Origin of the sequence: Marinobacter sp. UBA3607, assembly GCF_002375525.1 — a bacterium.
GTDB lineage: Bacteria > Pseudomonadota > Gammaproteobacteria > Pseudomonadales > Oleiphilaceae > Marinobacter > Marinobacter vinifirmus.
Genome location: NZ_DFLY01000030.1, coordinates 44,493 through 57,223, shown reverse-complemented (window position 1 = coordinate 57,223; position 12,731 = coordinate 44,493). Strand labels below are relative to the sequence as shown.

14 protein-coding genes are annotated in these 12,731 nt (G+C 60.5%); 6 read left to right on the top strand and 8 right to left on the bottom strand.

Translation table 11 applies throughout. The features are described from left to right. Window positions 1-3: 3 nt before the first annotated feature. The gene (locus B2589_RS11185; RefSeq protein WP_286816625.1) at window positions 4-600 is read right to left on the bottom strand and encodes an LON peptidase substrate-binding domain-containing protein; all 597 of its coding nucleotides are present in this window, start codon (window positions 598-600) and stop codon (window positions 4-6) included. Window positions 601-759: 159 nt separating this feature from the next. Here B2589_RS11185 and ilvD point away from each other — a divergent pair, with 159 nt between their 5' ends. Continuing rightward, window positions 760-2,595 (top strand): dihydroxy-acid dehydratase, encoded by a 1,836-nt coding sequence (ilvD, locus tag B2589_RS11180; RefSeq protein WP_286816624.1) that lies wholly within the window; start codon window positions 760-762, stop codon window positions 2,593-2,595. A gap of 85 nt (window positions 2,596-2,680) precedes the next feature. On the opposite strand, the gene B2589_RS11175 is transcribed toward ilvD, so the two are convergent. Then, window positions 2,681-3,085, bottom strand: coding sequence for a peptidoglycan-binding protein (locus tag B2589_RS11175; RefSeq protein WP_286816623.1), 405 nt, complete (start codon window positions 3,083-3,085; stop codon window positions 2,681-2,683). 94 nt (window positions 3,086-3,179) lie between these two features. Continuing rightward, window positions 3,180-4,271, bottom strand: a complete 1,092-nt coding sequence (locus B2589_RS11170; RefSeq protein WP_273134066.1) for an AI-2E family transporter — start codon at window positions 4,269-4,271, stop codon at window positions 3,180-3,182. 132 nt (window positions 4,272-4,403) lie between these two features. On the opposite strand from B2589_RS11170, the gene B2589_RS11165 reads away from it, so the two are divergent. The 3 genes from B2589_RS11165 (at window position 4,404) to B2589_RS11155 (ending at window position 6,122) form a co-directional block, all read left to right on the top strand. After that, window positions 4,404-4,754, top strand: coding sequence for a hypothetical protein (locus B2589_RS11165; protein WP_022988710.1), 351 nt, complete (start codon window positions 4,404-4,406; stop codon window positions 4,752-4,754). 97 nt (window positions 4,755-4,851) lie between these two features. Then, window positions 4,852-5,100: a hypothetical protein gene (locus B2589_RS11160; protein WP_058340392.1), complete on the top strand. Its 249-nt coding sequence runs from the start codon at window positions 4,852-4,854 to the stop codon at window positions 5,098-5,100. Between the two features lie 122 nt (window positions 5,101-5,222). Beyond that, entirely contained in the window at window positions 5,223-6,122 is a 900-nt protein-coding gene (locus B2589_RS11155; RefSeq protein WP_286816622.1) for a haloalkane dehalogenase, read from the top strand. A gap of 14 nt (window positions 6,123-6,136) precedes the next feature. Here B2589_RS11155 and B2589_RS11150 read toward each other — a convergent pair whose 3' ends face one another. Next, window positions 6,137-6,925: an acyl-CoA thioesterase gene (locus B2589_RS11150; RefSeq protein ID WP_286816621.1), complete on the bottom strand. Its 789-nt coding sequence runs from the start codon at window positions 6,923-6,925 to the stop codon at window positions 6,137-6,139. A gap of 197 nt (window positions 6,926-7,122) precedes the next feature. On the opposite strand from B2589_RS11150, the gene B2589_RS11145 reads away from it, so the two are divergent. After that, complete coding sequence (locus B2589_RS11145; protein ID WP_058340395.1) at window positions 7,123-8,649, top strand: DEAD/DEAH box helicase; 1,527 nt, start codon at window positions 7,123-7,125, stop codon at window positions 8,647-8,649. Between the two features lie 20 nt (window positions 8,650-8,669). On the opposite strand, the gene B2589_RS11140 is transcribed toward B2589_RS11145, so the two are convergent. The 4 genes from B2589_RS11140 to B2589_RS11125 form a co-directional block, all read right to left on the bottom strand. Further along, window positions 8,670-9,185, bottom strand: a complete 516-nt coding sequence (locus B2589_RS11140) for a dihydrofolate reductase (protein WP_286816620.1) — start codon at window positions 9,183-9,185, stop codon at window positions 8,670-8,672. Window positions 9,186-9,391: 206 nt separating this feature from the next. Next, window positions 9,392-10,231, bottom strand: a complete 840-nt coding sequence (locus B2589_RS11135; protein ID WP_286816619.1) for a thymidylate synthase — start codon at window positions 10,229-10,231, stop codon at window positions 9,392-9,394. Continuing rightward, window positions 10,228-11,016, bottom strand: a complete 789-nt coding sequence (lgt, locus tag B2589_RS11130; protein WP_022988703.1) for a prolipoprotein diacylglyceryl transferase — start codon at window positions 11,014-11,016, stop codon at window positions 10,228-10,230. Before lgt ends, B2589_RS11135 begins: the two co-directional genes overlap by 4 nt. Window positions 11,017-11,026: 10 nt before the next feature. Next, a complete protein-coding gene (locus B2589_RS11125) occupies window positions 11,027-11,824 on the bottom strand; it encodes a sulfite exporter TauE/SafE family protein (protein ID WP_022988702.1) in 798 nt (265 codons plus the stop codon). A 93-nt stretch (window positions 11,825-11,917) separates the two neighbouring features. Between B2589_RS11125 and B2589_RS11120 the strand changes: the two genes are divergently transcribed. Then, window positions 11,918-12,691: an NRDE family protein gene (locus tag B2589_RS11120; protein ID WP_286816618.1), complete on the top strand. Its 774-nt coding sequence runs from the start codon at window positions 11,918-11,920 to the stop codon at window positions 12,689-12,691. Window positions 12,692-12,731: the final 40 nt, after the last annotated feature.

Below are 12,731 nucleotides of genomic sequence, written 5' to 3'. Positions count from 1 at the left end.
GTTTCAGGAGCCTTGTTCAAGGATATCCAGCAGGGCTTGCAACCGGTCCAGGCGTTCGACCGGATCCTGGCACTCCGCCAGCTGCTGCTTCTCGGACTTGTCCAGGGGCAACAGCTCGGTAAGCCGCCAGCCCACCTCACGGGCATCCTCAAAATCGACATCCATGCCCAGATCCTTCACCACCGGATGCCGGAACAGGGCCTGCAGAACCGCCGGCAATTCATAGTGCCGGCCAGGGATATCAACCTGCTGCTCCGGCTCCAGCGGCTCGGCGTCCCCCATGTGCAAACCGTCTTCCTGCTGCCAGTTGCGGACTACCCGCACCTTGGTGTCGCCTTCAACGGTGATACCCAGCAAGCCGTTCTCCAGCTGCTGGAAGTCGATAATCCGCACGTAGGTGCCCTGATCGTGGAACAGGGCCTTGCGGCCAACCTCGTCGCCATCCTGCAAAAGCACCACCACAAAGCCCTGCTGCTCTTTCAGGCAGCGGGTCAGCATATCTATGTAGCGGGGCTCGAACAGCTGCAGGGGAATACGCCCCTTGGGCAGGATAATGGAATTGAGCGGAAACAGCGGCACGCTGGAAAGTGAGTCAGTCACTGTGGGAATGGCTCTTGGTTGGTTTTATGGAATTCAGCCTGCGGGCTGAAGGTTTATTGTAAACACCGATCCGGAAAACAGCCATGCGAGGGGCACGGAATCTGTTATCCTCTCGGTTTCGCTTAGTCCGTTCAAAATTAAGGGAGAGAGCAGCACACCATGCCCCAGTATCGTTCCCACACCTCAACCGCCGGCCGCAACATGGCTGGAGCCCGTGCGCTCTGGCGCGCCACCGGTATGAAAAATGACGATTTCGGCAAACCGATTATCGCCGTTGCCAACTCGTTCACCCAGTTTGTGCCCGGCCACGTGCACCTGAAAGACCTGGGCCAGCTGGTCTGTCGCGAAATCGAAGCCGCCGGTGGTGTGGCGAAGGAATTCAACACCATCGCCGTGGACGACGGTATCGCCATGGGCCACGACGGCATGCTGTACTCCCTGCCCTCCCGGGAGATCATTGCCGACTCCGTAGAGTACATGGCCAACGCCCACTGTGCCGATGCCCTGGTGTGCATTTCCAACTGCGACAAGATCACCCCGGGCATGCTGATGGCCGCCCTGCGCCTGAACATTCCGACGATCTTCGTTTCCGGCGGCCCCATGGAAGCCGGTAAAACCAAGCTGTCCGAGAACAAGCTGGACCTGGTAGATGCCATGGTGATCGCGGCTGATCCGACCGCCACCGACGAGATGGTGGAAGAATACGAACGCAGCGCGTGCCCCACCTGTGGCTCCTGCTCCGGCATGTTCACCGCCAACTCCATGAACTGCCTGACCGAAGCCATCGGCCTGGCCCTTCCGGGCAATGGCTCGCTGCTGGCAACCCACTCCGACCGCGAGCAGCTGTTCCTGAACGCCGGCCGCCAGATTGTGGAAAACGCCAAGCGCTACTACGAGCAGAACGATGCCAGCGTGCTGCCCCGCAGCATTGCCTCCATGGAAGCGTTCCAGAATGCCATGACCATGGACATTGCCATGGGCGGCTCCACCAACACCATCCTGCACCTGCTGGCAGCAGCCCAGGAAGGCCAGGTGGACTTCACCCTGGCCGATATCGACCGGCTGTCCCGCAAGGTACCGCAGCTGTGCAAGGTGGCCCCGAACTCGCCCCTGTACCACATGGAAGATGTGCACCGCGCCGGCGGCATCATGGGCATTCTGGGTGAACTGGAACGCGGCGGCCTGATCAACACCGATCTGCCCACCGTACACAGCAAGACCATGAAAGAAGCCCTGGAAGTGTGGGACATCATGCGCTCCCCCACCGCTGGAGTGGTGGAATTCTATAAGGCCGGCCCGGCCGGCATTCCCACCCAGACCGCATTCAGCCAGAGCACCCGCTGGCCGAGCCTGGACGGTGACCGTGAGAACGGCTGTATCCGTTCTGTCGAAAACGCCTACTCGTCCGAAGGCGGCCTGGCCGTACTGTTCGGCAACATTGCGGTCGACGGCTGCGTGGTAAAAACCGCCGGTGTAGACGAAAGCATCTTCGTATTCGAAGGCAAGGCCAAGGTCTTCGAGAGCCAGGACACGGCCGTGGCCGGTATCCTGAATGACGAAGTGAAGGCAGGCGACGTGGTCATCATTCGCTACGAAGGCCCGAAAGGTGGCCCCGGCATGCAGGAAATGCTCTACCCCACCAGCTACCTGAAATCCAAGGGACTGGGCAAGGAATGCGCCCTGCTGACTGACGGCCGCTTCTCTGGCGGTACTTCGGGCCTGTCCATCGGCCATGCGTCTCCGGAAGCGGCTGCCGGCGGCGCTATCGGCCTGATCGAGGAAGGCGATACCATCCTGATCGACATCCCGAACCGCAGCATCAATGTGCAGGTCAGCAACGACGAGCTGCAGAAGCGCCGCGAAGCGCGGGATGCCAAGGGCTGGAAACCGGAAAACTCCCGTCCCCGGAAGGTATCGGCGGCACTCAAGGCCTACGCCCTGCTGGCCACCAGCGCAGATAAAGGCGCGGTACGGGACCTGTCCAAGCTGGACTGATCCCGACAGGCCTTAAACAAAAAGCCCGCAGGCTTGGCAGCTTGCGGGCTTTTTTATGACATTGGCCAAAGCGGCCAGGCCGGGATTACCAGAGCGACCAGGCTTCGTCTTCGTCATCCTTTTCTTCAGCTTGTTCGATGGCTTCAGGCTTCGGCTCACTTTCCGGCTTCGCAGCAGCCTGGGCGGGCGCCCCGGATACGGGAGCAGCCTCTGCGACGGCCACCATTCCGAGCGCTTTCTTGGTCTCTTCATTCAGGGTACCGCTGGCTTCCAGACCCTGATCTTTCTGATACCGGGTTAACTCGGCCCGGGTATTCTCATCCAGTTTGGCATTCACATTGTTTATGTCGTACCCGGCGCCATACAGCGCATGCTTGAGCGCGACAACATCGTTGGCGTGGGACAAAGGGGCAGTGCCAAGGAGCGCAACGGCTCCCGCAGCGAGGACCAGTTTGTGCAATGGATGGCTGGCAGTTTTCGTGGTAAACACCGGCTTACTCCTGATATCGCTTGAATATCTTGTTATTAGGGTAATGCGGCGCCCATCTCCACGGTCGAGGGCATTAACCCCACCCTAGCACAAGCTAATCCTCATCCTTGCTACCTGGTTCACATTCTGGCCGGGAAGCATGGGCCTCTTCGCCGAACTCCCGGATAAAAATCCCCCAGAACGCCATAAACAGCGCCGCCACCAGCGGCCCCATAACAAAGCCATTGATGCCGAATAGCACGATGCCACCGAGGGTGGACAGAAGCACCAGGTAATCCGGCATCTTGGTGTCCCGGCCCACCAGTATCGGGCGCAGCAGGTTGTCGGCCAGGCCGATAACAATGGTGCCAAACGCCGTCAGGATGATGGCCGGGATGATATCGCCAACGGCAGCCAGGTAGACCGCTGCCGGCACCCACACAATCGCTGCCCCCACGGCCGGCAGCAACGAAACAATCGCCATCACCACCCCCCACAGCAGGGCGCCGGTAATATCCAGGGTCCAGAAGATCAGCCCCCCCAGCGCACCCTGGATAATAGCAATCAGCAGGTTGCCCTTCACGGTAGCCCGGGTAACTTCGGCAAACTTGGCAAACAGCAGCCGCTCACGCTCATCCCCGAGCGGCAACGCCTTGATCAGCAACTCCACCAGTTTATGACCGTCCCGCAGCAGGAAAAATGCCAGGTAAACCATCAGCGCCAGCCCCAGAAAGAACTGGAAGGTGTTCTGGCCAATGCCCAGGGCCTGCTTGGCCAGGAACTGACTGCCGCCCAGAATGGCGCTCACCGCGCGATCCCGAAGTTCACCGAAGTTGATGTCAAACTGGGCCAGGAAAGCCTGAATGGCCGGAAAGGACCGGTTCACCTGGTCAATGTATTCCCCGGGCCGGATTTCCCCTTCCTGGATTTTCTGGTAGATGCCAACGCCTTCGGCAATCAGGGCGGTCCCGAGAAACAGCACCGGAATCACCACGATAATCATGCAGATCATCAGGGTGATCAGGGCATTGATGTTGGGGCGCTCGCCCAGGCGCCTGACCAGCAGTTGCTGGACCGGGTGAAAAATCAGGGCAATGGCCACGGCCCAGAAAATCGGCCCGAAAAACGGCTTCATCAGCCAGATAAAAGCAAACGACACACCCACCAGCATGGCCAGAAAGGTCCGTGTCTCGAGTTTTGCGTACATATCAAACATTCCTGAAGCAATGACGTTCCCGGCGAACCGGTTTTCCAGCCCCGCAGACTACCACGAGAGCGTGGCCACTGTAGCCGGATTCACGTTATAGTGGCAGGTTATCGAACAGCAAATAAACAGGCCATGTTGTTGGATCCCGATAGCTTTACCATCGAAACCGCCCTTGAGGCTGCCACCGAACTGCAGAAGGTGCTGGCCGCCCGCACCCATCGCCGGAAAGTGATGGGGCAGGAGGTATTGGTGCCCGGGCAACTCGGCGAAGCCCTGCACCTGCCCCGCACCATCAGCCGGCTGACCAGCAAGCAGTTACGGCAACGGGAAAGAGGGCTGGAAGACTTCCAGGAACTCTGGCCCACGCTTTCCGAGTTCACCCGGCGCAAGGTAACCGACCGGCTGGGCTGGTACGACCCGAAAGACCTGGACTGGGACGACAAACGTTCCAACCGCCGCCCGGTAGTCGATCCTGACGCCTGATACGTATAACTGCTGAACCCGAACTGTGGAACGCCCGCTGGCAGACTTTGAATTGTCACAAAGCGTCCCTATGGTAGGTAGATCAGGAGGAATTCTTATGACACAACATCAACACTTCAATGCCTTTCTGGCAGAAAGAAGCGCAGTACCCACGCTGCTGTGCGGACATTGCCGCTCGATACTGTCCCGGGCCCGGATTTTCCGGAACCAGGGCGACAACCACCGGGACATCTGCTGCGACACCATCGGCCTGTGCTCGGCCGACGACTGCGGCGCCGTCAACTGCTGTGACGAAGCCCTCGCGCAGGTCGACAACCCCGAGCGCCTGTTCGATATTGCGTCCTGATTCAAAGCCGCAACGCTCTGTTACCGAACTCAAACACAGCAACATTCCATCTGCATTATCCTGAAGACTGAACATTGTCACCGCGACAATCGCGCAACCTATCAGTCAGGACAGTCGATGGCATGCGTATTCTGAGAACTGACGAAGCCCGCTTCGCAGGCCTCCCGGATTACCCTTTCTCCCCCAACTATCTGGATGTCGAACCGGGCCTGCGAATGCACTTCGTGGATGAAGGCCCGAGAAATGCGGCACCGGTAGTGATGCTGCACGGTGAGCCTTCTTGGTCGTACCTGTACCGGCACATGATCCCCGTGGTCGCCGATGCCGGGCACCGGGTACTGGCCCCGGACCTCGTCGGTTTCGGAAAATCGGACAAACCCGTCGACACCGCAGATTACACCTACGACAACCACGTAAACTGGCTGACCCGGTGGATTGAAGAGCTGGACCTGTGGAATATCACGCTGGTATGCCAGAACTGGGGCTCTTTGCTGGGCTTGCGGCTGGCCGCGGAAAACCACCGGCGCTTCAGCCGCATTATTGTCGGCAACGGCATGCTGCCCACCGGAGACTCACCGGTACCGTCTGTTTTTCGCCTGTGGAAAGCCTTTGCCAGCCACAGCCCCTGGTTTCCCGTAGCACGGATCATCCAGCTGGGTACCGAGAGAACCCTGTCCAGCGGCGAACTGGCCGCCTACGAAGCCCCCTTTCCGGACGCCCGCCACAAAGCCGGGGCACGGGCCTTTCCGAAACTGGTGCCCACCTCGCCCTCGGATCCATCCAGCGCAGCGAACCGGGAAGCCTGGCGGATACTGGAAAAATGGCGCAAGCCGTTTATTACCTGCTTCAGCAGCAGTGACCCGATTACCCGGGGCGGAGACCGGCTGATGCAGCGCCGCATTCCCGGCGCTTTCGGCCAGCCCCACATTACCCTCAGTGGCGGTCACTTCCTGCAGGAAGATTCACCCCGCCAGTTTGCCCGGGTGATACTGGACGCCCTGAAGGCCGAGATGGCCGCCTGACGCCCGTTCCAGGCTTATCCGAACACGGTAACCGTCTGCCGGCTCAGCGCCACCAGCTCACCGCTGGCAGTCCAGACACCGGCATGGGTGTGGCCGTAGCCCGCCCCGGCCTGGTCAATGGTGGCCCGGTACAGCAGCCAGTCACCGGGCTCGATCACCGGCCGGGGATGCACAATTTCCAGCGCCCAGCTCAGGGAACTGGCCGGCACACGATCTTTCAGGTGCGGCAGTACCGCCGGCGGCCAGGCATCTACCAGCGCAACAATATGGGCATCTGTGAACACTTCCGGAGTTTCCCGGAACTGCATCCAGCCGCCCATTTCACGGCCACCCTTACCGGAAAACGGCAAATTGCCGAACGCCCAGCGCATCTCGATGTGCTGGGTGAACTCCGGAGTCATGCCCTTGATGTAGGGCAGCCCCTGACACTGGTCGACCGGCCTGGCTTCGGGCGCCTGAAGCGGCTCCACCTGAATGGCCGATTCCCGGTCTCCGCCGAAGCTGGCCAGGCAGACCAGGCGAGGCTCGCCATTCTGCAGAATCCGCCCCTGTACTTGCGAAACGGCCTTGCCTTCGCGCAACAGTTCGGCCTCGAACTGCGCCGGCACGCCGGGCTCCACCGGCCCGACAAAGGATACCTGCAGGGCTCTCATAGCTCGGCCTTCCGCTACCTTTGCTGCCATCACATCAAATGCGAGGGCCGCAACCAGGCCGCCAAACGTGGCGCGCCCCTGAGCCCAGTCAGAAGGAAGGGTCACTGTGCCATCCTGGCGCACTTCGGCCAGCAGCTGATCAAAGGTCATAGGCTTGTTTTCCAGTTGGTTAGTATGCAAACCTCATAGACTGCACCAATCACAACACGCCCGCAATAACCTTGCCCCGGCAACTACCTACCACCAAACCGGCATTATTCATATTAAAGCAGCGACAAAACGACTATAATGTTTCAAAATCACGCACTGCCCTGCGGTGCAATACCCTCCGAATACCGAGTACATTCATGTCAGAATTGTCTTTTGCCGAACTGGGGCTGGATCCAGCTGTACTGGAAGCCGTTTCCGCTGTTGGCTATGAAACTCCGTCGCCCATCCAGGCGCAATCCATCCCTGCCCTCCTGGCCGGTAACCACCTGTTGGGCGTTGCCCAGACCGGTACCGGCAAGACCGCAGCCTTTGCCCTGCCGCTGCTGAGCCGCATCGACGCCAACATTGCTGAACCCCAGATCCTGGTACTGGCTCCGACACGAGAGCTGGCCATCCAGGTGGCAGAGGCCTTCACGACCTACGCCAGCAAGTTCCGCAACTTCCATGTACTGCCCATTTACGGCGGCCAGGACTTTGCTCCGCAGATTCGCGGCCTCAAGCGTGGCGCCCAGGTTATTGTGGGCACCCCGGGCCGGATGCTCGACCACCTGCGCAAAGGCACCCTGAAACTGGGCAGTCTGAAGGCACTGGTGCTGGATGAAGCCGACGAAATGCTGCGCATGGGCTTTATCGACGACGTAGAAGCGATTCTGTCGAAAACCCCGGATACCTGTCAGCGCGCCCTGTTCTCGGCCACCATGCCGCCGCAGATCAAGAAAGTTGCGCAGACCTACCTGAAGAACGCGACTGAAGTAAAAATCGAGAGCGAGACCCGCACGGTTGAGCGCATCTCCCAGTTCGTTCTGCCGGTGTACGCCGAGCGCAAGCTGGATGCCCTGACCCGCATCCTGGAAGTGGAGCCGTTCGACGCCTCCATTATCTTTGTGCGCACCAAGGCCGAAACCACCCTGCTGGCTGAAAAGCTGTCAGCCCGTGGCCACGCTGTGGCACCCCTGAGCGGTGACCTGAACCAGCGCCAGCGCGAGCAGACCGTTGAAGATCTCAAGCGTGGCAAGAAAGACATCATCATTGCCACCGACGTAGCGGCTCGCGGCCTGGACGTGCCCCGGATTACCCACGTCATCAACTACGATGTGCCCTACGACACTGAAGCGTATATTCACCGTGTTGGTCGTACCGGTCGTGCCGGCCGTACCGGCAAGGCTATCCTGCTGGTCACTCCGCGTGAGCGCAGCTGGCTGCGTACTCTGGAGCGGGCCACCAACTCTCCGATGGAACCGTACCAGCTGCCGTCACCGGCTGCCCTGCAGAAAATGCGGGTAGAACAGTTTGAAGAGCAGCTGCTGGGCTTCACCAACGATCCCCGTTCTGGCAAGGCCATTGCCCTGCTGGACGAGATTGCCGAGCGTAACGACATGGACATGGCGGCCGTAGCCGGCGCCCTGGCCTGCCTGCTGGAAGCCTCCCAGCCGGATTCCCTGCCGCTGGAGCAGCCGGAAGCCCTGCCGGAGATTTCTGCCGCACCCCGCCGTGATCGCAAAGGCCCGCCTCCGGGCAAAGGTGGTTTCCGTAAGGGTGCCCCAGGCAAGAAGTTCAGCAAGGATGGCAAGCCGGGCTTCCGCAAGAGCGGCCCGAAATCTGGCAAGCCCGCCGGCAAGGGCGGCAAGCCTGCAGCCAAGGGCCCCAAGCGCGCCCCGCGCTGAGGTCTGTTCAGCGTAGCCGGTCAGCTTGACCGGCTACGCTGGTAGACTACGAAGCTGTAGTCGTAAGGATTATTGTCTGACGCGGAGAAGTCTTCGCGTCCGATTTCTTCCCATTCCTCCCAGTTCACTTCCGGAAAATATGCATCGCCGTCTACCTCGGCGTGTACCTGGGTGATGTACATCCGGTCGACCATTGGCAGGGCTTCAGCGTAGATCTGGCCGCCGCCAATGATCATTACTTCGTCTCCGCCTTCCAGCTCAGCCTGGGCTTCCGCTTTAACCAGTGCCGCTTCCAGTGATGGCGCAGCAACGGTGCCCGCGGGTGCCTGCCAGTCTGCGTTCCGGGAAATCACCACATTCACCCGTCCGGGCAGTGGCCGGCCAATGGAATCCCAGGTTTTCCGCCCCACGATGATGGGCTTGCCCATGGTAGCCTGCTTGAAGTACTTCAAATCCCCCGGCAGATACCAGGGGAGCTGGTTGTTCCTCCCGATGACCCGGTTCCGGGACATGGCTACGATCAGTGCCTTTCTCATTCTTTTCTACCTCGAATCTTGCTGCCTTGCCGCCTTAATTACCGCTTGCCTAGTGCTCCCGCAAGGGGTTGGGAAGGCTTTCCAAAAACCGCTCCTTGCGGCACATCCATGTGGCGCTTCTGCTCCGCCATCCATGGCTCCGCACATTTTTGGAAAGCCTTCCCAACCCCTTGCAACCTAGCACCGGAGAATGTCGTCGACTCAGATTAGATTGCTATCGGAGCTTTGATCACGGGATGGGGCTCATAGCCTTTGAACTCAAAGTCTTCCAGCTCATAATCGAATATCGATTCCGGCTTGCGCTTGATGACCAGTTTCGGCAGCGGCCGTGGCTCGCGCTTCAGCTGCTCGAAAACAATGTCGTCCGTCAGGTGGTTCTGATACAGATGACAGTCGCCAAACGTATGAACAAACTCCCCCACTTCCAGATCACATTGCTGGGCGATCATATGCGTCAGCAGCGCGTAAGAGGCAATATTGAACGGCACGCCCAGAAACAGATCGGCACTGCGCTGGTAAAGCTGACAAGACAGCTTGCCGTCGGCCACGTAGAACTGGAACAGGCAGTGGCAAGGCGCCAGTGCCATGCGGCCTTCACGCACGTTGTCCTGAGGGCTAACGGACTCGTCCGGCAATTCTGCCGGGTTCCAGGCGGAGACGATCAGGCGCCGGGAGTTGGGTTTGGTGCGGATCTGGTCGATGACTTCGCTGATCTGGTCGATGACGCGGCCGTCGTGGCATTGCCAGCTGCGCCATTGTTTACCGTAGATGGGGCCCAGGTCGCCGTTTTCGAGGGCCCATTCGTTCCAGATGCTGACTTTGCGTTCCGCCAGCCAGGTGTTGTCGGTGGAGCCTTTCAGGAACCACAGTAGTTCGTAGATGATGCTGCGCAGGTGCACTTTCTTGGTGGTGACCAGCGGGAAGCCGTCCTGCAGGTTGAAGCGGATTTGCCGGCCGAATACCGAGCGGGTACCTACGCCGGTGCGGTCGCCTTTGTCGAATCCGTTGTCGACTACGTCTTGCATCAGGTCGAGGTAGGCTTTCATTGGGCGTTTCTCCGGTAAGCAAGGATCATCAGGGCGGCGCCGGCGGCGATCATGGGGGTGGAGAGCACTTGCCCCATGGTGAGCCAGTCAAAGGCCAGATAGCCCAGTTGTGGGTCTGGCTGGCGTACGAATTCGGTGAGGAAGCGGAAGCTGCCGTAGCCCACCAGGAACAGGCCGGAGACGGCCATTTTCGGGCGGGGTTTTGAGGAGAACCACCACAGCAACGCGAACAGCACCACGCCTTCCAGGGCGAACTGGTAGAGCTGGGACGGGTGCCGCGCCAGGCTGTCGGGTGCCTGGGGGAACACCATACCCCAGGACACATCTGTAGGCTTGCCCCAGAGTTCGCCGTTGATGAAGTTGCCGATGCGCCCGGCACCCAGCCCCACCGGCACCAGGGGTGCCACGAAGTCCGCAATTTTCCAGAAGCCGGCCCCGGTTTTGCGGCCAAACCACCACATGGCCAGCATCACGCCCAGCAATCCGCCGTGGAACGACATGCCGCCTTCCCAGACCCTGAGCAGCCACAGCGGGTCTGCCAGGAAGGTGTCGAAGTTGTAGAACACCACGTAGCCGAAGCGGCCACCGAGGATGACCCCCAGCGCCAGGTAGAACAGCATGTCGCCCACCTGTTCTTCGTGCAGGGGCGACCAGGGCTTGCGGGTGCGCAGGCGGCCCAGCCACCAGCCGGCGGCAAAGCCGAGCAGGTAGGTCAGGCCATACCAGTGAATTTTCAGCGGGCCGATGGCGATGGCCACCGGGTCAAATTGCGGGTGTTGCAGCATGGAGTGTCTCTCAGCTCAGCAGGAATCGGAGGCCGACGATGATCAGGACGATGGCGAAGATTCGCTTCAGCAGGCGGCCGTCGAGTTTGTGCGCTAGCTTTGCGCCGATGCGGGCAAAGAACACGCTGGTAACCACAATACCGATCAGGGCCGGCAAATATATGAAGCCAAGACTCATTTCCGGCAAACCCGGGTGCCCCCAGCCGGTCCAGATGTTGGCAGTGGCTCCGGCCAGGGCAATAGGCAGGCCAAGGGCGGCGGAGGTTCCCACCGCCTGCTGCATTTTTACGTTACACCAGGTCAGGTAAGGCACCGATATGGTGCCGCCGCCAATCCCGAAAATCGCGGAGGCCCAGCCGATAAAGCCGCCGGCTACGCCAAGGCCGGTTGTTCCCGGCACATCCCGGCCCGGTTTGGGGTTCACTTCCAGGATCATTTTCAGGGCCACCAGGATAGCGAAGGCACCGATAATGGTTTCCAGGGCCGGCCCGCTCAGCAATGACGCCGTCCAGGCCCCGACCACTGCACCGCCGACAATACCCACAGTCAGGGGTCGGAACAGTTCCCAGCGCACCGCCTGGTGCTGGTGGTGGGTTCGGATGGAGCTGATCGAGGTGAACACAATAGTGGCCAGGGATGTGCCGATGGCCAGGTGCGCAGCGATTTCAGGGCTGACACCCACAAATCCGAAGCTGAAGATCAGCACAGGTACGATCACCAGCCCGCCACCAATGCCGAACAGGCCCGCCATGGTGCCGGCCAGGGCGCCGAGCAGCAGGTACAGAATAAATACGCCGAACAGGGTCATGAGTCTCAAGGGTCCCGGTAGGATTTCAGGCTGGTATGATACGCATAGTTGACTGCATCTGCAGCCTCCCGAACCAAAGGAAACGCCTGAACCATGTGCCTGATTGCCTTCGCCGTTGGCCAGAATCCCCGCTTCCCGCTGGTGGTGGCGGCCAACCGGGATGAATTTTTCCGGCGCCCCACTGCCGGCATGGATTGGTGGCAGGATTCCCGCGGGCAAAAAGTGCTGGCAGGCAGAGACCTGGAATCCGGCGGTACCTGGCTGGCTATCTCTCCGGACGGCCAGGTGGCTGCGGTTACCAACGTGCGCGAAGGCAGTACCGAAAGCGGTCGCCACAGCCGGGGTGAGCTGCCACTGCTGGCACTGGCCCGGCCACGGGAGGAATTGCAACATCATCTGAATTCCGAACCCGGCCGCTACGCCGGGTTTAACCTGGTGTCGCTGGCCGGCTCCGGCCGCTGGTATTACAGTAACCGGGACGCCCATCCCGGCCGGCAGGTATTCCGGGGCATGTACGGCCTGAGCAATCACCTGTTGCAGACGCCCTGGCCGAAGCTGCTGCGCCTGCGCACCGCCGTGGGCCACTGTGTCGAGCAGGCCGGCGGCGATGCCGGCGCACTCCATCAGCAACTGATTCCCCTGCTGCAGGACAACAGCCCGGCCCCGGACCACGAACTGCCGGATACCGGCGTGGGCATCGAAACCGAGCGGTTTCTGTCGGCGCCCTTCGTTACCGGTGAGCACTATGGCACCCGGGCTACCACTGTGGTGACGGTCTCCCGGGAAGGCGAAATCCACGTAACCGAACAATCCTGGGGGCCGTTCGGCGCCGCCCTTGAGCGACGTCAGTTCAGCTGGCAGCGGTAGCCCGGGGACTCTGATATAATCCGCCCAATTTCTGACACAC

Bases quoted from the DNA above. Each gene is read 5' to 3' on its own strand.
- ilvD (WP_286816624.1), top strand. From the start codon at position 760: ATGCCCCAGTATCGTTCCCACACCTCAACCGCCGGCCGCAACATGGCT.
- B2589_RS11170 (WP_273134066.1), bottom strand. From the start codon at position 4,271: ATGTACGCAAAACTCGAGACACGGACCTTTCTGGCCATGCTGGTGGGT.
- B2589_RS11165 (WP_022988710.1), top strand. From the start codon at position 4,404: ATGTTGTTGGATCCCGATAGCTTTACCATCGAAACCGCCCTTGAGGCT.
- B2589_RS11160 (WP_058340392.1), top strand. From the start codon at position 4,852: ATGACACAACATCAACACTTCAATGCCTTTCTGGCAGAAAGAAGCGCA.
- B2589_RS11155 (WP_286816622.1), top strand. From the start codon at position 5,223: ATGCGTATTCTGAGAACTGACGAAGCCCGCTTCGCAGGCCTCCCGGAT.
- B2589_RS11150 (WP_286816621.1), bottom strand. From the start codon at position 6,925: ATGACCTTTGATCAGCTGCTGGCCGAAGTGCGCCAGGATGGCACAGTG.
- B2589_RS11145 (WP_058340395.1), top strand. From the start codon at position 7,123: ATGTCAGAATTGTCTTTTGCCGAACTGGGGCTGGATCCAGCTGTACTG.
- B2589_RS11140 (WP_286816620.1), bottom strand. From the start codon at position 9,185: ATGAGAAAGGCACTGATCGTAGCCATGTCCCGGAACCGGGTCATCGGG.
- B2589_RS11135 (WP_286816619.1), bottom strand. From the start codon at position 10,231: ATGAAAGCCTACCTCGACCTGATGCAAGACGTAGTCGACAACGGATTC.
- lgt (WP_022988703.1), bottom strand. From the start codon at position 11,016: ATGCTGCAACACCCGCAATTTGACCCGGTGGCCATCGCCATCGGCCCG.
- B2589_RS11125 (WP_022988702.1), bottom strand. From the start codon at position 11,824: ATGACCCTGTTCGGCGTATTTATTCTGTACCTGCTGCTCGGCGCCCTG.
- B2589_RS11120 (WP_286816618.1), top strand. From the start codon at position 11,918: ATGTGCCTGATTGCCTTCGCCGTTGGCCAGAATCCCCGCTTCCCGCTG.